This is a genomic window from Mesorhizobium qingshengii (genome assembly GCF_900103325.1).
GTDB classification, from domain to species: domain Bacteria; phylum Pseudomonadota; class Alphaproteobacteria; order Rhizobiales; family Rhizobiaceae; genus Mesorhizobium; species Mesorhizobium qingshengii.
This window is the reverse complement of sequence record NZ_FMXM01000028.1, coordinates 15,599-33,961: the sequence shown is the minus strand read 5'-3', so window position 1 is coordinate 33,961 and position 18,363 is coordinate 15,599. Positions and strand designations below refer to the sequence as shown.

Annotated in this window: 17 protein-coding genes and 1 tRNA gene; 6 read left to right on the top strand and 12 right to left on the bottom strand. The window is 62.0% G+C overall.

Annotation, left to right across the window (positions count from 1 at the left end):
* Positions 1–3: 3 nt before the first annotated feature.
* Positions 4–399 carry a rhodanese-like domain-containing protein gene (locus BLS48_RS30475; protein ID WP_091585877.1) on the bottom strand — a complete coding sequence of 132 codons (396 nt, stop codon included), beginning with the start codon at positions 397–399 and terminating at the stop codon, positions 4–6.
* Between the two features lie 396 nt (positions 400–795).
* Here BLS48_RS30475 and BLS48_RS30470 point away from each other — a divergent pair, with 396 nt between their 5' ends.
* Positions 796–2,676, top strand: a complete 1,881-nt coding sequence (locus tag BLS48_RS30470; protein ID WP_091585796.1) for a L,D-transpeptidase family protein — start codon at positions 796–798, stop codon at positions 2,674–2,676.
* A 63-nt stretch (positions 2,677–2,739) separates the two neighbouring features.
* Here BLS48_RS30470 and BLS48_RS30465 read toward each other — a convergent pair whose 3' ends face one another.
* From BLS48_RS30465 to BLS48_RS30445, 5 genes are all read right to left on the bottom strand, one after another.
* Positions 2,740–3,225, bottom strand: a complete 486-nt coding sequence (locus BLS48_RS30465) for a hypothetical protein (RefSeq protein ID WP_167365312.1) — start codon at positions 3,223–3,225, stop codon at positions 2,740–2,742.
* Positions 3,226–3,314: 89 nt separating this feature from the next.
* Positions 3,315–4,055, bottom strand: coding sequence for a lysozyme inhibitor LprI family protein (locus BLS48_RS30460; protein ID WP_091585794.1), 741 nt, complete (start codon positions 4,053–4,055; stop codon positions 3,315–3,317).
* A 133-nt stretch (positions 4,056–4,188) separates the two neighbouring features.
* Entirely contained in the window at positions 4,189–4,446 is a 258-nt protein-coding gene (locus BLS48_RS30455) for a PepSY domain-containing protein (RefSeq protein WP_091585792.1), read from the bottom strand.
* 161 nt (positions 4,447–4,607) lie between these two features.
* Positions 4,608–4,682: transfer RNA gene (locus tag BLS48_RS30450), tRNA-Val, on the bottom strand.
* Between the two features lie 136 nt (positions 4,683–4,818).
* A complete protein-coding gene (locus BLS48_RS30445) occupies positions 4,819–5,505 on the bottom strand; it encodes a phosphoglycolate phosphatase (protein ID WP_091585790.1) in 687 nt (228 codons plus the stop codon).
* Positions 5,506–5,670: 165 nt separating this feature from the next.
* Here BLS48_RS30445 and rpiA point away from each other — a divergent pair, with 165 nt between their 5' ends.
* From rpiA to BLS48_RS35845, 4 genes are all read left to right on the top strand, one after another.
* Positions 5,671–6,402: a ribose-5-phosphate isomerase RpiA gene (gene rpiA / locus BLS48_RS30440; RefSeq protein ID WP_091585788.1), complete on the top strand. Its 732-nt coding sequence runs from the start codon at positions 5,671–5,673 to the stop codon at positions 6,400–6,402.
* Positions 6,389–7,003 (top strand): DUF2059 domain-containing protein, encoded by a 615-nt coding sequence (locus BLS48_RS30435; protein ID WP_091585786.1) that lies wholly within the window; start codon positions 6,389–6,391, stop codon positions 7,001–7,003. Before rpiA ends, BLS48_RS30435 begins: the two co-directional genes overlap by 14 nt.
* 117 nt (positions 7,004–7,120) lie before the next feature.
* Entirely contained in the window at positions 7,121–8,509 is a 1,389-nt protein-coding gene (gor, locus tag BLS48_RS30430; protein WP_091585784.1) for a glutathione-disulfide reductase, read from the top strand.
* Between the two features lie 36 nt (positions 8,510–8,545).
* Entirely contained in the window at positions 8,546–8,704 is a 159-nt protein-coding gene (locus BLS48_RS35845) for a hypothetical protein (RefSeq protein WP_167365311.1), read from the top strand.
* A gap of 140 nt (positions 8,705–8,844) precedes the next feature.
* On the opposite strand, the gene mgtE is transcribed toward BLS48_RS35845, so the two are convergent.
* The 4 genes from mgtE to BLS48_RS30405 form a co-directional block, all read right to left on the bottom strand.
* On the bottom strand, positions 8,845–10,209 hold the full coding sequence (mgtE, locus tag BLS48_RS30425) for a magnesium transporter (RefSeq protein ID WP_091585782.1): 1,365 nt from the start codon (positions 10,207–10,209) through the stop codon (positions 8,845–8,847).
* Between the two features lie 271 nt (positions 10,210–10,480).
* Positions 10,481–12,373, bottom strand: coding sequence for an ABC transporter ATP-binding protein/permease (locus BLS48_RS30420; RefSeq protein WP_167365310.1), 1,893 nt, complete (start codon positions 12,371–12,373; stop codon positions 10,481–10,483).
* A 757-nt stretch (positions 12,374–13,130) separates the two neighbouring features.
* Entirely contained in the window at positions 13,131–13,808 is a 678-nt protein-coding gene (locus BLS48_RS30410) for a DsbA family oxidoreductase (RefSeq protein ID WP_091585779.1), read from the bottom strand.
* Positions 13,809–13,824: 16 nt separating this feature from the next.
* Entirely contained in the window at positions 13,825–15,645 is a 1,821-nt protein-coding gene (locus BLS48_RS30405) for an extracellular solute-binding protein (RefSeq protein WP_091585777.1), read from the bottom strand.
* A gap of 233 nt (positions 15,646–15,878) precedes the next feature.
* Between BLS48_RS30405 and BLS48_RS30400 the strand changes: the two genes are divergently transcribed.
* Complete coding sequence (locus BLS48_RS30400) at positions 15,879–16,508, top strand: invasion associated locus B family protein (RefSeq protein WP_091585775.1); 630 nt, start codon at positions 15,879–15,881, stop codon at positions 16,506–16,508.
* Positions 16,509–16,599: 91 nt separating this feature from the next.
* On the opposite strand, the gene hspQ is transcribed toward BLS48_RS30400, so the two are convergent.
* Positions 16,600–16,923: a heat shock protein HspQ gene (gene hspQ / locus BLS48_RS30395; protein WP_167365309.1), complete on the bottom strand. Its 324-nt coding sequence runs from the start codon at positions 16,921–16,923 to the stop codon at positions 16,600–16,602.
* A gap of 172 nt (positions 16,924–17,095) precedes the next feature.
* Positions 17,096–18,307 carry a UbiH/UbiF family hydroxylase gene (locus tag BLS48_RS30390; RefSeq protein WP_091585771.1) on the bottom strand — a complete coding sequence of 404 codons (1,212 nt, stop codon included), beginning with the start codon at positions 18,305–18,307 and terminating at the stop codon, positions 17,096–17,098.
* Positions 18,308–18,363 lie beyond the last annotated feature (56 nt).

The following is an 18,363-nucleotide window of genomic DNA, read 5'->3' as shown; positions in this document are numbered from 1 at the left end:
AGATTATTTCTTCTTTTCGCCGGGCTCGACCGGCAGTCCGGCGGCCTTCCAGGCCGTGTAGCCGCCCAGGATGTGCTTGACCGGCGAAAGCCCCATGTCCTGCGCCGTCTTGGTGGCCAGCGCCGAGCGCCAGCCGCCGGCGCAGAAGAAAACGAAACTCTTTCCCGAAGCGAAGAACGGCTTGTGATAGGGGCTTTCGGGATCGATCCAGAACTCCAGCATGCCGCGGGTGACATGCCTGGCGCCTGGAATCCTGCCGTCGCGGTCCACTTCGCGCGGATCGCGCAGATCAATGAAGATGGTGCCTTCGTCCTCGAGCAGTCCCGCTGCTTCCTCGGGCGACACCACTTCGATCTCGGCGTTAGCCTCGTCGAGCAGTTCGCGATAACCCTTTTTCACCGTCTCATCCCTCCGGGCCAGGTGGTTTGCTGGCAGGTCGAATTTCGAGCACAACAGCCGGCGTTTGTCACGCCGCGTCGATGCCGGCCATCGTCCGCCAGGCAGCAATCGCCCTGGCCAAGGTCGCGGAAGGCCGTTTCGTCACCGGCGCCGCGCGGACCGTCGACGGTGGCGCCAACGGCTGATCGCCAATGGTTTCCCCGGCCGGAGCGGAACCGCATCCGTTCCGGCCGTCACGAGGTTGTGAAACCGTTCTGCAACAGGCGCCCCGAAATTTATGGAAGCTTAACGAAATCAGTATGAATCGGTATAGTCGCGTCTTACATCCGCCATGCGGTGAGCGAGATCGTCTAACGGTGCGGAACGGGAACCGGTTGCGACCGGAGCGGGTGATCCATGAAATTCCTCGGAAACAAAGCAGCGGTGATGCCGCTGGTGGCGATCACGGCAACGCTCGCTCTCGGCGTGCCTCAGGCGGAAGCGCAAGGGCTTTTCGAGATGCTTTTCGGGGGCGGCATCAGACATGCGCCACAAGGCGAGTTTCCACCACCTCCTCCGAAGCACAAGCCGAAAGTCCCTGCCGGTGGTGGCGGGGTGAAAATCAGCGGTCCGTCCTACTACACCTACAAGGCCGATCGCCTGGTCCGAATCGATTTCTCGGCGCTGACGGCAGCGCCGCAGCCGGCGACACCGCAGGACGCCGCTTTCGTTCCATCAGCCACCGGCGCTGCTTTTCGCGATGCGATTGCCAGCTTAAGCGACTACGAACTCTACGCCGAGCCCGACATCGCCAAGGCGCTGATCGCCTATTACTCGGCCAATCCGGATTTCATCTGGGTAAGCGGAACCAGCCTCAACAGCCGCGCGCAGGATGCGGTGCGGGTGCTCGGCGAGGCCGCGAGCTATGGCCTTACGCCCGCCGACTATGCCGTCGATGTGCCCGCCGCCGACTCATCCACGGCCGACGCCGCCGCGCGGCTGAAGGACCTCGTCCGTTTCGAAATGACCTTGTCGGCGCGCGTGCTGCGCTATGCCCATGATGCCCAGAATGGCCGTGTCGAGCCCAACCGCATGACCGGCTACTATGATTTCCCGGCCAAGCCGCTCGACTTGGAAGGCGTGCTGAAAACGTTGGCTCACACCCAGGAAGTGCGCACCTATCTCGAATCGCGGCATCCGCAGAATCCGGAATACCAGGCGCTGCGCGTCGAACTGGAAGCTTTGCAGGCAAGCGCCGAGAACGAAATCGTCGTCGATCCCAAGCTGTTGCTGAAGCCGGGCGAGACCAGCCCCGAACTGCCGAAGCTCCTGACGCTGATCGCGCGCAATCTCGATGACGAGATGGGCGGCGCCTATGGCGAGGTCCTGTCCAGGCTGGCCACCAGTGAGGTCTACGTTCCGGATTTGGTTCCGGTCATAAAGGCCGTGCAGCAGAAGGCAGGCATGAAGGGCGACGGCGTCATCGGGCCGCGCACCGTCGCGTTACTGGCCGGGACATCCAAGGCCGACAAGCTTCTAAAGGTGGAAGTGGCGCTGGAGGAACTGCGCTGGCTGCCTTCCGACCTCGGCAGCCCGCGCGTGTTCATCAACCAGCCGGCCTTCACCGCGAGCTACATCGACAATGGCGAGGAGAAGCTGAAGACACGTGTGGTCGTCGGTCGAACCACCAACCAGACGGCTTTCTTCTACGACCAGATCAAGCAGGTCGACTTTCATCCCTATTGGGGGGTGCCGCAGTCGATCATCGTCAACGAAATGCTGCCCAGATTGCGCAGCGATCCCGGCTATCTCGACCGGGCCGGCTACGAAGTGACCGACTCGCGCGGCAACCGCATCCCGTCGTCCGCGGTCGACTGGGGCGCCTATGGCGCAAACATTCCTTACAGCGTGCGCCAGCAGCCGAGCGAGGCCAATGCGTTGGGCGAGCTGAAGATCCTGTTCCCCAACAAGCATGCGATCTACATGCACGACACGCCGCAGAAGTCATTCTTCAAGCAGGACATGCGCGCGCTCAGCCACGGCTGCGTGCGGCTGCAGGATCCGCGCGGCATGGCGGCAGCAGTGCTCGGCACCTCGGTGGACTATATCGCGGAAAAGCTGAAGCATGGGCATTCGACAGAAAACGTAACACGCAAGATCCCGGTCTATGTCGCCTATTTCACCGCATGGCCGGACATGTCCGGCAAAGTCGAGTATTTCGGCGACGTCTACGATCGCGACGCGCGGCTGAAGCAGGCATTGGACGCGACCGAGGCCGTGCGTTCACCGTCGAGTTGAGCAAAAGCAGTTCCGGCTTCCAGAGGCGGCGCAACGTTCGAACGTTTAGCCGCCTCAACTCTTTTATTGATCTGGTGACAGTGATCGCCGGAAGCTGGCGTCCCGCCCGGCGATGAGCCAGTAGACCAGTCCGGCGACAAGGCCGGCAGCAGCAATGATGCCGATGTCGGCCCAGCGCTCGGGATCCATGTCCTCCGCCGTACTCGGCCAGATCAGGAAGAAGCCGCCCGCCGCGGCCGCGGCGGCGAAGAACATGTGCAACAGGGCATTGCGCAACGAGAAGAACTCGGCGATCAGCGCGAAGACAAGCGTCTGCGGTCCGGTCACGACAATCGTCAGGAAATAGATGAACATGCCGAGCGGCGGCACGACCAGGGCCGCGATCGGTGTGACGCCCATGACATCGAAATACGCCGGCGCATTGGGCAGGGAACTGAGCGCGGCATAGATCGCCGCTACGGCGACCAGGCCGACCAGTACGGCGACGAGATAACCGGCAAGCACCATCAGGATACGCTTCAATATGTGCTTCGCTGTCGCCATGCCCATCCCCCATGCGGCGCAGTCAACCCATTCCAGTCAGCCATCAAAGCGAGGCTGATGCAAGCGGCGGGAGGTAACCTCGGTGTGGCGGCAGCTCAGGCGCCACCGCACAAATGCTGCGAATCGGGTAGCGCCCATGACCCTTTGATGGCGAGATCGATGCCATAGTAGAACCGGCCGCGATCGTCGCCTGAAGGGCAATCTCGCGGAATTGAGATCAGGCACATGATCGCCGCGTCGCCGACCTTCGAGGCGGCCAGGCCTGGCTCACGATCATAGGAGACGGCCGTGCCGCCATTGGTGAATGTCGCGGCGCTGCCGGCCTCGGGGCTGGCGGTTTCCAGCGGATCGTCGCCAAGCCGCGCGGTAAGCGTCTTGATATGCGTGGACGCGCATTGTCCGATTGCCGAGGGCAGGGGCTGATCCGTGCCTTGAGGGTTCCGCGAGGCGGCTTCCAGCGCCTTTTTGCCGATCAGCGCGATGTTGTAATCCTGCACCCATGACGGGGCATTGCCATAGGTTTGTAGTGCGTTGTTCAGCGCGCTTACGATGCAGGCGGTGTCGCTCTTGCAGGCATTGCGGTCGGTGATCAGCCCGCGGGCGATCTTGCGCTTGTCGCCGCCGAACGCCGGCTCGAAACCCTTGAACGCCTTGGAGACCAGCAGATCGATGGCCGATAGCTGCGGATCGGCGCAGATCGCTTTTTCCGCCGGCAGACTTGCCTTGGCGCAGTCGAAGGACGGCCCGTCGGCCCGCGCCGGAGCGGCCCCAAGCACGCCGCCGGCCAGGATGATGGCGAGCACGAGCAAGACATCGGTTCGAACGGAAGATCGCATGCGTGCCCCCAAGCCGACAGGATTGCACACATATCATATCCCAGGTTGGACATTTTGGGCGAGACGGTTGGTCATTGAGAACGCCCCGAGAAACGGGGCGCCTCTTCGAACTGCGGATGTCTCCGGAAGAACCCTATTTCGGCTCGGCCGTCACGGGATCGTACGTGATTTCGACCTTGGCCTTGTCCGACGTGTAGTAGGTGACGGTGTAGGCGCCGCTGTCCCAGTCGATCTCCTTGATATAGCGGAAACCGTCGCGCTGCTCGACCTTGGCGATGATCTCCGACAGTTTCTTGGCATTGGGCGGCGGCAGCGGCTTCTCGTCCGCGGCCAAGGCCGGCCCGGTGGCAAGAAGAACGGCGACGCTGGTCGCCAGCAGAAATCTGGACATGGTTTTCCCTCAAGTTTCGCCGGACAGAAACTCGCTGGCCGGCTGATTTGTTCCGCCGTGCCGCAACACGTGCCCGACCCGGCTTGCACAAGCTGCGATTCGCAGGGCCGTCGCCAACAGGACGGCAAGCTGGAGGTGAAGCCGAAAAACTTTGGGGAAAATGGTGGGCGATGCAGGGATTGAACCTGCGACCCCACCCGTGTGAAGGGTGTGCTCTCCCGCTGAGCTAATCGCCCGCTCGTTGCCCGAAGGCCAAGCGAGCCGCGATATAAGGGAGGCCGGCCGGTTAAGTCAAGGCAGTGTCGGGCGTTCTGACAAGGATCGGATTGCTGTCCTTTCGAGCCTCTATCCGGCGCAGTCGGTGCCTTCAGGTCAACGTCCGGCAGCGGCGGCGATCAGTCTTTGCGCCAGATCCAGGGTCAGCGCGTCGAAATGCGAAATCACCGCCGAAGGCTCGAATTCGCGCACATGACGGTCGGTATAGCCGAAATCGACCGCCACCACCGGAATGCCGGCGGCCTTCGCGGTGTCGATGTCGGTTTGCGAATCGCCCACCATCAGGGCGCGGTGCGGGTCGCCGCCGGCCCGCGCGATGGTCTCGGTCAGGTGGCGTGGGTCGGGTTTGCGGAACGCGAACGTGTCCTGTCCGGCAATTGCGGCGAAATGTCTGGTCAGGCCGAGCGCATCGATCAGCGCCAGCGAATTGGCTTCGTACTTGTTGGTGCAGATGGCCAGCAGATAGCCTGCATTTTCGAAGCGCGCGATCGCCTCGACGACGCCGGGGTAGGGGCGCGATTTGCCGGGGATGTTATCGGTGTAGTGATCGAGGAACAGTTTCAGCAGCCGGTCATGCTCGGCGACGTCAAGTGATCGCTGCTGGGCAGCATGCGCTCGTTCGATCATCACGCGGCCGCCATGGCCGACGAAGCGCTTGAAGCCTGCTTCATCGACGGCCGCGAGCGCGCTGGCGGCCAGGCTGTGATTCAGGCTGTCGAGCAGGTCCGGCGCTGTATCGACCAGCGTACCGTCGAGGTCGAACACAATGATCGGGCGGGTCATGGTCTGTCCTGCGCAGGTTCATGCAACTGGCAGGCGATAGCGGCTGCGGCGCGCCAAGGCAAGCGCGTCAGGGCAAGCAGGCCGGGGGGATGGCGGCCAAGGGCTTTGACCAGACCGTCAAAAATGCTAGGAGCCCAACCAGCAGGTTCCGGGGCAGCAAGCGGCATGGATGCAAGACAATTGAAGGTCGAGGCCGCGCGGGCGGCCCTTGCCCATGTTACGGACGGCATGCGACTCGGCATCGGCACCGGCACCACCGCCGAAGAGTTCGTGCGGCTGCTTGCCGACAAGGTTGCCACCGGCATGACCGTCATCGGCGTACCAACTTCGGAGCGCACCGCGTTGCTGTGCCGCGAGCTTGGCGTGCCGTTGTCGACATTGGAGGAAACGCCCGAGCTCGACCTCACCGTCGATGGCGCCGATGAAGTCGACCCGGAGCTGACCTTGATCAAGGGCGGTGGCGGGGCGCTGCTGCGCGAGAAGATCGTCGCCGCTGCTTCCCAGCGCATGATCGTGATTGCCGACCGCTCGAAGATGGTCGAGACGCTTGGCCGTTTTCCGCTGCCGATCGAAGTCAATCGGTTCGGCCTGCGCGCAACCGAAATCGCGATTGCCGCCGCGGCACAAGATCTCGGCCTTTCCGGTCCGACTACATTGAGGATGACGGGGAGCCAGGCTTTTGTTACAGACGGCGGCCATTTTATCCTCGATGCATCTTTTGGCCGCATTCCGGATACAAGAGCGCTTTCGAATGCTCTCCACGCCATTCCGGGCGTGGTCGAGCATGGTCTTTTCATCGGGCTGGCGTCAGCGGCCATCATCGCCGGTGGCGACGGCATCCAAACCGTCCATGCCGCCCGAAAACCAGGGAGTTCTACCGATCATGATGTTGCATAACCGGGTCCGCAGCCTTTGCGCCGTTCTGGCGGCTTCGGCCATTTTCGCGTTCTCTTCGCCGGCGTTTTCGCAGGATGTCACGGAATCGCACCTGAAGGCCGCCCGGGCGGCGGTCGCGGCGATCCACGCGACCGACCCGTTCGACAACATCCTGCCGCAGGCGGCAGCCGCGCTCGAGTCGCAGCTCATCCAGAAGAACCCGGACATGCAGGAGCTGATCGGCAAGACGATCAACGAGAAGGCATTGGCGCTGGCCTCGCGCCGCGCCGACCTGGAAAAGGAAGCGGCGCTCGCCTATGCGAAAGTGTTTTCCGAGAAGGAACTGACCGATATCGCGGCTTTCTACAGCTCGGACTCTGGCAAGAAGCTGCTCGACAGCGGCCCGACCGTGACGCGTGAACTGGTCAAGGCAGCCGACATCTGGCAGAACGGCCTCGCCCGGGATCTCGCCCAGCAGGTCGGCGAGACACTGGCCGCAGCCGCCAAGGCAAAGGCGCCAGCGGCGCCGGCCGATGCCACCGCTCCGGCGGATGGAGCGGCTCCGGCGGATGGCGCAGCGCCCGCCGATGGTTCGGCTCCCGCGGACAACACGCAGAACTGATCCTACTTTTCCAACCGGCCTTGCGGCCATCTGTGAAGCCCGGCTTGTCCGGGCTTTTCTTTTGATGGTTTGCAGCCTACCTGTCTCTGGATTTTCCAAAGCTCGAGGAGCCGCGTCATGGCCGGTTACGACTACGATCTTTTCGTCATCGGCGGCGGTTCGGGTGGGGTGAGGGCGGCGCGCGTCGCCGCCGCGCTCGGCAAGCGCGTCGGCATTGCCGAAGAATTCCGCTATGGCGGCACCTGCGTCATTCGCGGCTGCGTGCCGAAAAAACTCTATGTCTATGCATCGCAATTTCCCGAGCATTTCGCCGATGCCGCGGGCTATGGCTGGACGGTGCCGGAAGCCAATTTCGACTGGCAGACACTGGTCGCCAACAAGGATCGCGAGATCAGCCGACTCGAGGCGATCTACGAGAAGAATGTACAAGGCGCCGGCGGCGAGACGTTTCATTCGCGCGCCATGATCGTCGATCCGCATGTCGTGCATCTTCTGGGCGATGACCGCACCGTCACCGCCGACCAGATCCTGATCGCCACCGGCGGCCGCCCGGCCGCGCATCCGGCGTTGCCCGGCCATGAACTTTGCATCTTTTCCAACGAAGCGTTCGACCTCAAGCAACTGCCAAGAGCGATCATGATCGAAGGTGGCGGCTATATCGCCGTCGAGTTCGCCAACATCTTCCATGGCCTCGGCGTCGACACCACGCTGGTCTACCGGGGCAAGGAGATCCTCAGCCGCTTCGACATGGATCTGCGGCGCATGCTGCATGAGACGATGGAAAAGAAGGGGATAAAGATCCTCTGTCATTCCGTGTCCGAATGGGTCCGCAAGCGTCCTGACGGCCGGCTCGACGCAGTGGTCACGGGCGGCAAGGTGCTGACGGTCGACCAGGTCATGCTCGCCATCGGCCGCATTCCCAACACCGAGAACATGGGCCTTGAAGGTATCGGGCTGGAGATGACCAAGACCGGTGCGATCGCCGTCGACAAATACTCCCGCACCAACATCGACAACATCTGGGCGATCGGCGACGTCACCAATCGCGTTCAGTTGACGCCGGTGGCGATCCACGAGGCGATGTGTTTCATCGAAACCGCCTTCAAGGGAAATCCGACCGCGCCCGACCATGAGACGATCGCGACCGCCGTCTTTTCGCAACCCGAGATCGGCACGGTCGGTCTGTCGGAGGATGATGCCGTCAAGAGGTTCCCCGACATCGAAATCTACCGCGCCACATTCCGGCCGATGCGAAACACGCTGTCCGGCCGCGACGAGAAAATGCTGATGAAGCTGGTTGTCGATGGCGCGTCGAAGAAGGTGCTCGGCGCCCACATCCTGGGGCCAGATGCCGGCGAGATGGCGCAGCTTCTCGGCATTCCGCTGAAAGCCGGCCTGACCAAGGATGATTTCGACCGCACAATGGCGGTGCATCCGACGGCGGCGGAAGAACTCGTCACCATGTACAAACCGACCTACCGCGTGAAGGATGGGCAGCGCGTCTGACCTTTCGCCAGTTCGCTCGTCGTGAAGGGGCAATCAATGACCGCGACCATCGGTTCCACGCCGCTCCATGACTTTGGCGGACGCGTCGATCAAGTTGTCGACAGGGCCATCGAGGAGGAGCGCATTGTCGGCGCCATGATCCTTGTCGCCCGACGGAAGGGCATTCCTGGTTCGTGGATCCGAGATTGGACCTGACAAACACGGCGATCGCCGGCATGGTGGGCTCCTTCCCCGATGCACTCCGCGACGCGGTCTATGGCAGGCAAGCCTAGGACGGGAAGGGCGGAACCCACCGCCGGCCATTTGCCGGCGGCGGAGACAATTGACGCAGCTTATTAGAGCAGCGTGCCGCGCAGGATCACCAGCGCCACCGAGAAATAGATCACCAGCCCGGTGACATCGACCAATGTGGCGACGAACGGGGCCGATGCGCTGGCCGGATCGAAGCCGATGCGTTTCAAGGCAAAGGGCAGCATCGACCCCGACAGCGAGCCGAAGGTCACGATGCCTACCAGTGCCGCGCCCACTGTCGTGGCGATCAGCAGCCAGTGCGGCCCATAGTCGTAGAAGCCCATGTATTGCCAAAGCGCGATGCGGCAGATGCCGACCACGCCCAGCATGGCGCCCAGCACGAGGCCGGTGGGCAACTCGCGCAGCGCCACCCGCCACCAGTCGCCAAGCCCGATCTCGCGCAGGGCCAGCGCCCGGATGACAAGCGATGTCGCCTGTGAGCCGGAGTTGCCGCCGGAGCTCATGATCAGCGGGATGAACAGCGTCAGCACGATTGCCTTTTCCAGCTCGCCCTCATAGGTCTGCATGGCGTTGGCCGTCAGCATCTCGCTGATGAAGAGCGCACACAGCCAGCCGCCCCGCTTCCTGATCATGGCGAGAAAACTCATCTTCATATACGGCTCGTCGAGAGCCTCCATGCCGCCGAAGCGGTGCACGTCTTCCGTCGTCTCCTCGATCATCGTGTCGATGATGTCGTCGATGGTGACGATGCCCAGGATCTTGCCATGGTCGACGACCGGGACGGCGAGCAAATCGTATTTGGAAATGAGTTGAGCGACTTTCTCGCTGTCGGTCAGCGGTGAAACCGTCACCGGCACGCGGTCCGGCGCCACCGTCATGATCAGATCGTCCGGCTCACCGGTGATGAGGCGACGCAGGCCGGTCGAGCGCACCAGGAGATGCGTCTGTGGGTCAACGATATAGATCGCGTAGACGGTTTCGCGTGTCCGCTCGACCTTGCGGATATGGTCGAGTGTGCGGCCAATGGTCCAGTCCGAGGGAACGCTGACAAACTCCGTCGTCATGATCGATGCGGCGCTGCCTTCGGGATAACCCAGAATGGAAAGTAGTGTCGCGCGCAGCGGCGGCGCCAGGGCTCCGAGCAGTTCGGAGCGGGCCGGCTCGTCGAGATCGCGCAGGATGTCGGCGGCGCGGTCGACCGACATGGCGGTGAGCAGCTTGCCTGCCCTGGCACGCGGGAGCGTATCCATGAGTTCGGACGCGCCATCAAGTTCCGGCTGGTCGAAAATCTCGACCAGACGCTCAAACTGCACTTCACAGAGCAGCTCCGTCGCGGTTTCTCGCGGCTCCCTGTTCAGCGCCTCGACAATGTCGGCGACGTGATCATTGGCCAGGATACGAGCGATTGCGACGGCATCGTCGCCCGCTATCGGGGTAAATTCGTTCATGGTTCACTCCTTGCCGTCCGGCAGGACATGAACCATTCAAGGTCACGTCTAGGCGGACGGCGGTTGCGTTCGACTGTGACTGTCGCCAGGCATGGCGCGGTGACCTTTCTGCTTGCGGGTTCGCGTTTGAATGTCTGCAAGCCGGCGCAACATAGGGGCGCGCCTTGCCGAGTCAATCGTGGTGAGAAGGGAAAATGCCGGCGAGCGGGCAGTCTCGCGAGACTGTGATCACCGGCCGCCGCATGACGCGGTGGCGCGTCTCACAGCCTCGTTATTTCTGCTTCAGCCGGCGCGAGAAACGCAGCCATTTGTCCTCGACCGGCCTCGGCTGCGCGAGAATGGTGGTGAGTTCGACAGGCAGGGTCGGAACCAAAGGCTTCTTGGTGGCGACGCCGTCGGCGATCGCGACGATGCTGTGATAGAATTCGCTGCCGGTCATCGATCGCGGCGCCACCGCCTCGTGCATGACGCTGATCACCGTGACATCGGGACAGTTGTCCTTGATCGCCTGGTGGAAGGCAATCTTGCCGTGCGGGTCGAGCGCGCCGGTGGCCTCATCCAGGAACAGCAGTCCTGGCTGCTGCAGTACGATGCGAGCCACCACCAGCTTCTGTTTCTGGCCACCCGACAGAACCTGATCCCAGCTTTTGCCTTCACGGCTGTTGTCGGCCATATGCTCGATGAAGTCGCCGAGACCGGCCTTGTGCAAAGCCGAGGCGACCTGCGCGTCGCCATGGTCGTGTTCGGAACCCGGCAGGCAGACCAGCTGCTTCAGCGACACTTGCTGCAGCTTGACCTCCTGGGCGGCATAGAAACTCCTCACTCCCTCGGGGAAAACGATGGTGCCATGGCCGTAGGGCCATAGTCCATTGATCGCCTTGATCAGTGAAGTCTTGCCGCAACCGGATTCGCCTTTCAGGAATGTCCATTCGCCGCGCCGGAAGCGCAGATTGGCGGCACTGAGGAACGGCGTGGCGTCTTCACCCTGATGCGCCAGTTCGAGCTTCTGGATGGTCAAACCGAAAACCGGGTTCTGGCTGGCGTAGCGGAATTCGGAGCGACCGGTCTGGCTGTAGAACTCCTGTGGATGCTGGACATTCTCGATCGCCACCGCCAGTTCGGTCACGCGCTGGCTGTTGGCCCGCAGCGTGGCAATGGCGGGCATGACATGGATGAACCACGAACATTGGCCGATCAGCGCATTGACCAGTTCGGAGCCGGTAATGTAGCCCTTGAGGTCGAGACCGTTGTGGATGAACGGCACGAGGCCAGGCCCATAGGCGACAATGCGGGCGCCGACAAAATTGTAGATCAGCTCGAACGACATGTAGACGGTGTTGACGATGTTCAGCCGCGTCCACGTGCCGTCGATATCGACATAGAGCCGGCCGTGCATGGTCTTCTGCACGCCTTCGCCCTGAGAGGCGGCGACATGGAAACTGCGGCGCAGGAACGTCGTCAGCTCACCGCGATAGCTGCCTTCAGCCTGCTGCATCCTGATGTTGAGACGCTCGAGCAGGCCGCCGAGCTTGACCGCTATCCAGGTGTTCAGCGGCACATAGGTGGCGACCGCCAGGAAGGCCAGGACGGCACTGCCATAGCTGCCGAGGAACTCCAGCCCCTTCACCTCGACAGAGGTCTCGAGCAGCTTCTGGCCGACGAAATAGAGCGAGGTGGCAACCCCCAGAACGCCCATGGCGAGGCCGATGGCACCGCCGGTCATGTCCTTGATGGATTCCTGGACGCGCTGGTCGATGTTGTCGGGAGCGGGTGCGCCTGTGCCGGTCGAGGCGTGCTGGGCGTGGAAATGCGTATGATTGGTGTCCAGCAGCGCTTCGTTGAAGCGGCTGTCCAGCCAGCCTCGCCATTTGCGGTGCAACGTCGCCGAGACAAGATTTCGGATGCCGGTAAAGCCGGCGTCCTTGAGCACGACCAGGAGAACGAGGATGCCGGCGTTGACCAGCAACGTGCGAAGCGGCGTGGTGTTGGCGGCGTCATGGAAGAAGGCGATCGAGTTTACGAGTTCCCCGGACGCTTCGGCGAACCAGACACCGGCCTTGCTGGACAGCGCCGTGAGCAGCGCGATGACCAACGTTAGCATCCAGGCTTCTTTCCAGCGATCCGAGACCCAGTAGGCCCGCATCAGGCCCCAGAAGCTGCGCATCGAGGACACCGGCGTCAGAAGCGACCGCCTCGCGGCATCGCGGTGTAGTTCATCCGGTGCTGACTCTTGCGATCGTTTGCCGATCCGAATCACGATCCCGCCCAAACCTTTTTTGTTTTGTTACGGATGGTAACACCAATTGATCATTTTCCATTAATTTTTGAAGTTGGCCGATCGGATTACTCCCAGCGGCCGTTGCCATGAAGCAACAGATCGCATGGCCGGAATGCCACAGATCTCACCGGCAAAATCGGGATATCACCATTGATTTCAAACTCTTGATCGACGCAGGCACGCCTTCGCCGAAGCTTCCCTTGGGGAAGCTTTTCACACGGTTTTGTGAACTGGAAATCGTGCGATGAGATCGATTTTCTTACCGCGGACTGACCTGAACGCCCCAAAATACCGTTCGTGATTCCGACAGACTCGCTTTCTTCGTTCTTGGCGGAGCCGCAAAAATGCCCGGCAACGGCCCTGCGGCAAGTCGTACTTGCCAAGAACAACGCCTCAAATTCGCGGGTGGAACCGAGCTACATAAGCGCAATTCTTGGCCCGAAAGGGCGGGCCATGCCGATCAAGAGCCCGGGCGAGCAAGCCTGCTGCGACGTCGACAAGCTCGACTAGCGCAACATTCACTCGCCAGCCGTCGACCAAGGGGCTGAGTCGCACCGGCAGCAACGGGTCACGGCTTCTTCGTCGGCAAGGCAGAGGTGATGGTGCAATAGCCAGCGTCGCCAGGTGCAGCAGAGATCGTGCCTCAGCCGGCTCTTTCCAATTCGCCGCGCGCCTTCGCCGCCGCAACCTGGCGAATGGCGTCGGCCAGCGTGTCGACATCCTGCGCACCCATGACCGCGTATTTGCCTTCGAGCAGGAAGCACGGCACGCCTGATATCCCCATGCGCGACGCGGTGGCGATCTCGGTGCGAACCGCCTCGACATCGGCGTCGGTAGGCAAGAGTGCGGCGACCACGGAGGCGTCCATGCCAGCCTCGCGCGCGGCTTCGACCAGCACCGTATGGTCGCCGATGTTGGCGCCTTCCTCGAAATTCAGCTGGAACAGGCGGCGCACCAGCCGGTTCTGGACATCCTCGCCCACAGCTCCGGCCCAGCGGATCAGCCGGTGCGCATCCAGCGTGTTCGCCGCCACCTTGATGGCCCCGAAGGCGAAGGAAATGCCTTCGGCTTCGCCCAGCGGCTCGATGCGGGCATGGATCTCGCGGATGCGCTCGTCGCTACCGAACTTGGCCAGCATATACTCGCGACGATCCTTGCCTTGCGACGGAATGGTAGGATCGAGCTGGAACGGCCGCCATCGAACATGCACTTCACCGCCGACAGCGGCGATCGCCTTGTCGAGCCGCTTCTGACCGATGAAGCACCAGGGGCAAACGACATCGGACACCACATCGACGGTGATGGCGTTGAGTACGCTCATCTCGATCTCCTGATCTTCAGTTCGCCTTGCGCCACCAGGTTGGCAGTTGATAGCCGAATATGGGCGTCTTCTGCGGATGTTCCAAGTAGCTCCAATAGGCGATCCATTGCTGCGTGTTGTGCTGCATCGGCACCATGTAGTTGCCGGAGATCAGCAGCCGGTCGAGAACGCGAACGGCGGCGACATAGTCTTCCTTCGAGCGGGCGTGCAGCATCGCCTCGATCGCCGCGTCCACCGCCGGATCGGCAACCCCGGCGAGATTGAACGAGCCCTCCGCCCTGGCCGCGGCCGAACTCCAGCGGCCGGTCTGTTCGATGCCGGGCGACAGCGAATTGTTGAAGCCGCTCGAGCCGACCAGCACCTCGAAATCGAAGCGCTGCTTGCGCGACTGGATCTGATCGCCATCGAGGCTGCGAATGCTGACATTGATGCCGATCTTCTCCAGCGCGCGCTGGTAGATTCCGGCAAGACGCTCCTCGTCCTGCGAGGCAGTCAGGATCTCGAAGCCGAAGGGTTTGCCCTCGGGATCGAGCATTGTCCCATCCTGCACGCGGTAACCGACGCTTTTGAGCAGGTCGAAGGCGGCCTTCAGCACCTTTCGATCCTGGCCTGAACCGTCAGTGACCGGCGGCCGGTAGGTGCCGTCCATGACATCGGCCGGCACGCGACCGGGGTAGGGCGCCAGAAGTGCTTTCTCCCTGTCGTCGGCCGGATGGCCGAGCGCGGAAAGCTCTGAATTCTGCCAATAGCTCATCGTGCGTGTGTATTTGCCGCCGAACAGGTTCTTGTTGGCCCATTCGAAATCGTAGAGCATGCCGAGTGCGCGGCGCACGACGGGGTTGGAGAATTTCTGCAGCCGGGTGTTGAACAGGAAGCCGGTCACCACAGGCGGAATGCCGGTGTTGAAGGTCTCGGCAATCACTTCGCCCTTGTGGAAGGCCGGGAAATCCAGATCGCGCTCGCGCTTCACCGGGTCGCTGTCGTCGTCGATGGCGCAAAGGCCTTTCTTGAACGCTTCCAGCTTGGCATTGGCGTTGAGGAAGTACTCGATGGTGATCTGGTCGTAATTGTCGAAACCGCGCTTGGCCGGAACGTCCTTGCCCCAGTAATCCGGATTGCGCTTGAAGACGATGCGTTGGCCGGGCTGTACCTGGGCTATCGTATAGGGGCCACTGCCGATCAGCGGCTTCAGCGTGGTCTTGTCGAAGGTTTCCTTGTCGAAAGCATGCTTGGGGATGATCGGCGTCAGCGCGACGATCAGCGGAAATTCGCGATCGGCCTTGTCATTGAAGGTGAAACGCACGCTGTGGTCGCCGGTCTTTTCGAGCTTGGCGATCCTGGCCATGCGGTCGCTATAAGGCGGGCGGCCCTTGTCCGTATAGACATCGTACGTAAACAGCACATCCTCGGGCGTCACCGGCTCACCATCCGACCATTTGGCATTCGGGTTGAGATGGAATTCGATGCTCTTGCGCTCAGGGTCCATGTCGGCGGTGTCTGCCAGCAGCCCGTAGAGGGTAAAAGCCTCGTCGGCACTACGCTGCATCAATGGCTCGAAGACCAGATTGCCGAAGATCGTGTCCATCATACCGCGCGCCGTTGTGCGCAGGCTCTTGAGGATGAAGGGGTTGAGGTTGTCGAAGCTGCCGACGACGCAATAGGTTATGCTGCCGCCCTTCGGCGCGTCGGGATTGACGTAGTCGAAATGCGTGTAGTCGGGCGGCAGCGCCGGTTCGCCCTGCATGGCGATCGCGTGCTTCGGCTCCGACGCCGCCGGCTGATGCGAAAGGGCGAGAAACGATATCGCGGTGATCAGCCAAACAAGAACGCGGCCCATGACCGTCTCCTTACTGGGTCGGCTTGATGATTCGGTGCTCACCCTAGCATGAGGCCAACCGCGCGACTGCCAATGGCGTGGTCAAGAATTACAAGTGGCGGGCTGGATTCGGCATCACTTGCAGTGTAACACGCCGTCCGAAGTCATTCTGTTGCCTCATTTCGGCAACAGGTAGCTGGACCACACGGCGCGAAGAAGCCGGTCCCGGGATCATTTGAGAGGAAGTGCACGACATGACGAGCCTGAACAGCAACGCGTACCGCCTGTCGGTCATGGCCGCTGGCGTGATCGGCTTTCTAGGCGCAGGGCTTCCCGCTGCTTCCGCACAGCAGCAGCAGCAGATTCCACAAGGCTGGTTCAAGGCTTGCACCAAGCAGGAAGATGTCGACATCTGCAACGTCCAGAACATCACCACCGCCGGCAACGGCCAATTGATCACCGGCGTCAGCCTGATCGAACTGAAGGGCAAGGTGAACCGCAAGGTGTTCCAGGTGACGGTGCCGACCGGTCGTCTGGTGCCTCCCGGCATCGGCTTGCAGATCGATACCGGCAAGGCGCAGAAGCTCGACTATGTGATCTGCTTCCCGGATCGTTGCGTGGCGGAAGTGCCGTTGACCGACCAGCTCGTCGCCTCGTTCAAGAAGGGCCAGGCGATCACGCTGACGTCGGTCAATTTCCAGAACCAGCCCAATCCGATCAAGATCGCCCTGCAGGGCTTCAGCGGCGCCTATGACGGCCCGCCGCTGCAGCAATCGGACATCGAGGACCGGCAGAAGAAGCTGCAGGACTTCGTCGCCAAGAACAATCAGGACTTCGCCAAGAAGCTCAAGGAAGAGCAGGACAAGGCGAAGACCGCCAACTGATCACCTGTCATTGGGTCATTCTCAAGCCAAGGAAAAAGCGGGGTCATGCCCCGCTTTTTTCGTTCCTGACCACACCGGCAATCCCGGGTAATCAGTGCTTGGACTGCCGTTTGGGCTCGTAGCGACCGTCGGGCCTCTTGTCGAACATCTCCTTGATCTGCGGATGCCTGACCGGTTCACCCGACTGATCCTCGAGCAGATTCTGCTCGGACACATAGGCGATGTATTCGGTTTCCGAATTTTCGGCGAGCAGGTGGTAGAAAGGTTGATCCTTGCGCGGCCGCACATCGGCGGGGATGGCTTCGTACCATTCGTCGGTGTTGGCGAACTGCGGATCAACGTCGAAAATGATGCCCCTGAACGGAAACAGCCGGTGGCGAACCACTTGCCCGATTGCGAATTTGGCTGTTTTCATCGTACTCACCACTGAATTCCTTAGCTTTATTTGGCGCGGACCGCGTGTCAATTCAATCCTGCGGTGTTTGACGCGCCGTCAAGCGCCGCAGGGCGGGGGTACAGGTCCGCGGTATGCGGGCGATATCGACGATCGTCGATGACGCAAATTAGCAGGAATCTCCGGAAGGTCGTTACCGGCGCACCGGCCTTCGCAGGCCGTCCGCGAGCGCCGCGAAGCCGCTGCCGGGACGAAGTCCCTCGCGCATGAAGAAGGCGCGAAGCGGTGCGAAGCCGCCGAGCACGCCGAGCCCGGCAACGCGGGCAATCTGGGCCGGCAGCATATCGGAGAGGAGCGACATGTTGAGCAGGTTGACCGCGCTGCTGCGTGCCAGAATATCGGGGCGGCGCTTGAAATCGTAAGCCGCGAGCGCCGTTGGAGAACCTGGGTCGCGACGATTTTCACAAGCAATCCCAATAAGATCTTCGATATCCCTGATGCCGAGATTGAGGCCCTGTGCGCCAATAGGTGGAAACACGTGGGCGGCTTCGCCGACAAGCGCTATCCGGTCTCGCGCGAAACGCAGCGGGGTCACTGCCGAAAGCGGATAGATCTGGCGGCCCGGCTCGACCGTCACCCGTCCCAGCATCGACTGCATCTGTTGTTCGATCCGCAGCGAAAGCGTTGCATCGTCCAAAGCGGCAAGTTCTGTCGCGGTCTCCGGTTTCACCACCCAGACGAGGCTCGAGCGATTGCCGGGCAGGGGAACCTGTGTAAACGGCCCGGTCTCGGTGTGGAATTCGGTCGAGGTATAGGCATGGTCGCCAGTGTGATGGAAATTGAGGACAAGCGCTGCCTGTGGGTAGGAGCGAGCCGAGGTCGTGATGCCAGCCGCCTGGCGAGCCGGCGACAGCCGTCCGTCGGCGGCGACCGCCAGCGATGCGTCCACCGTGCTGCCGTCGCTCAGAATGGCACCGGCGTGCTCGGCATCGAGATGCCATCTCGCCACCATCGACCTTCGCCACTCGATGCCGGCATGCGCGGCTGCCGCGCCGGCCAGCGTCGGATTGAGGGCGCTGTTGGGCAGGTTCAACCCGAACTGTTCCTCGTCGATCTCGCTGGCGCGGAAGGTGACGACCGGACTGCGGATCAGCCGGCTGGTCGCGTCGATGATGCGCATCACTTTCAAGGGCGCAGCCTTGGGCTTGATGTCTTCGAGGACGCCCAGCCGCTCGAGCACTTTCAAGGCAGGATTCATCAGGGCCGTCGTGCGGCTATCGGGAGCAGAAGCCTCGGGCCCGACGAGCGTCACCGGGAAACCGGCATCAGCGAAACCGAGCGCCGCGATCAGTCCTGCCGGCCCCGTGCCAGCAACCAGTATCCGCGCAGTTCCCTGATGCTCCAAGATCGGCTTCCGGCTTGCAATGCGAGGCGGTCCACCCGACCTGCCAGTCAATGAGC

Coding starts and splice junctions, on each gene's coding strand:
- BLS48_RS30470 (WP_091585796.1), top strand. CDS start 796: ATGAAATTCCTCGGAAACAAAGCAGCGGTGATGCCGCTGGTGGCGATC.
- BLS48_RS30465 (WP_167365312.1), bottom strand. CDS start 3,225: ATGGGCATGGCGACAGCGAAGCACATATTGAAGCGTATCCTGATGGTG.
- BLS48_RS30460 (WP_091585794.1), bottom strand. CDS start 4,055: ATGCGATCTTCCGTTCGAACCGATGTCTTGCTCGTGCTCGCCATCATC.
- BLS48_RS30455 (WP_091585792.1), bottom strand. CDS start 4,446: ATGTCCAGATTTCTGCTGGCGACCAGCGTCGCCGTTCTTCTTGCCACC.
- BLS48_RS30445 (WP_091585790.1), bottom strand. CDS start 5,505: ATGACCCGCCCGATCATTGTGTTCGACCTCGACGGTACGCTGGTCGAT.
- rpiA (WP_091585788.1), top strand. CDS start 5,671: ATGGATGCAAGACAATTGAAGGTCGAGGCCGCGCGGGCGGCCCTTGCC.
- BLS48_RS30435 (WP_091585786.1), top strand. CDS start 6,389: ATGATGTTGCATAACCGGGTCCGCAGCCTTTGCGCCGTTCTGGCGGCT.
- gor (WP_091585784.1), top strand. CDS start 7,121: ATGGCCGGTTACGACTACGATCTTTTCGTCATCGGCGGCGGTTCGGGT.
- BLS48_RS35845 (WP_167365311.1), top strand. CDS start 8,546: ATGACCGCGACCATCGGTTCCACGCCGCTCCATGACTTTGGCGGACGC.
- mgtE (WP_091585782.1), bottom strand. CDS start 10,209: ATGAACGAATTTACCCCGATAGCGGGCGACGATGCCGTCGCAATCGCT.
- BLS48_RS30420 (WP_167365310.1), bottom strand. CDS start 12,373: ATGCGCAGCTTCTGGGGCCTGATGCGGGCCTACTGGGTCTCGGATCGC.
- BLS48_RS30410 (WP_091585779.1), bottom strand. CDS start 13,808: ATGAGCGTACTCAACGCCATCACCGTCGATGTGGTGTCCGATGTCGTT.
- BLS48_RS30405 (WP_091585777.1), bottom strand. CDS start 15,645: ATGGGCCGCGTTCTTGTTTGGCTGATCACCGCGATATCGTTTCTCGCC.
- BLS48_RS30400 (WP_091585775.1), top strand. CDS start 15,879: ATGACGAGCCTGAACAGCAACGCGTACCGCCTGTCGGTCATGGCCGCT.
- hspQ (WP_167365309.1), bottom strand. CDS start 16,923: ATGAAAACAGCCAAATTCGCAATCGGGCAAGTGGTTCGCCACCGGCTG.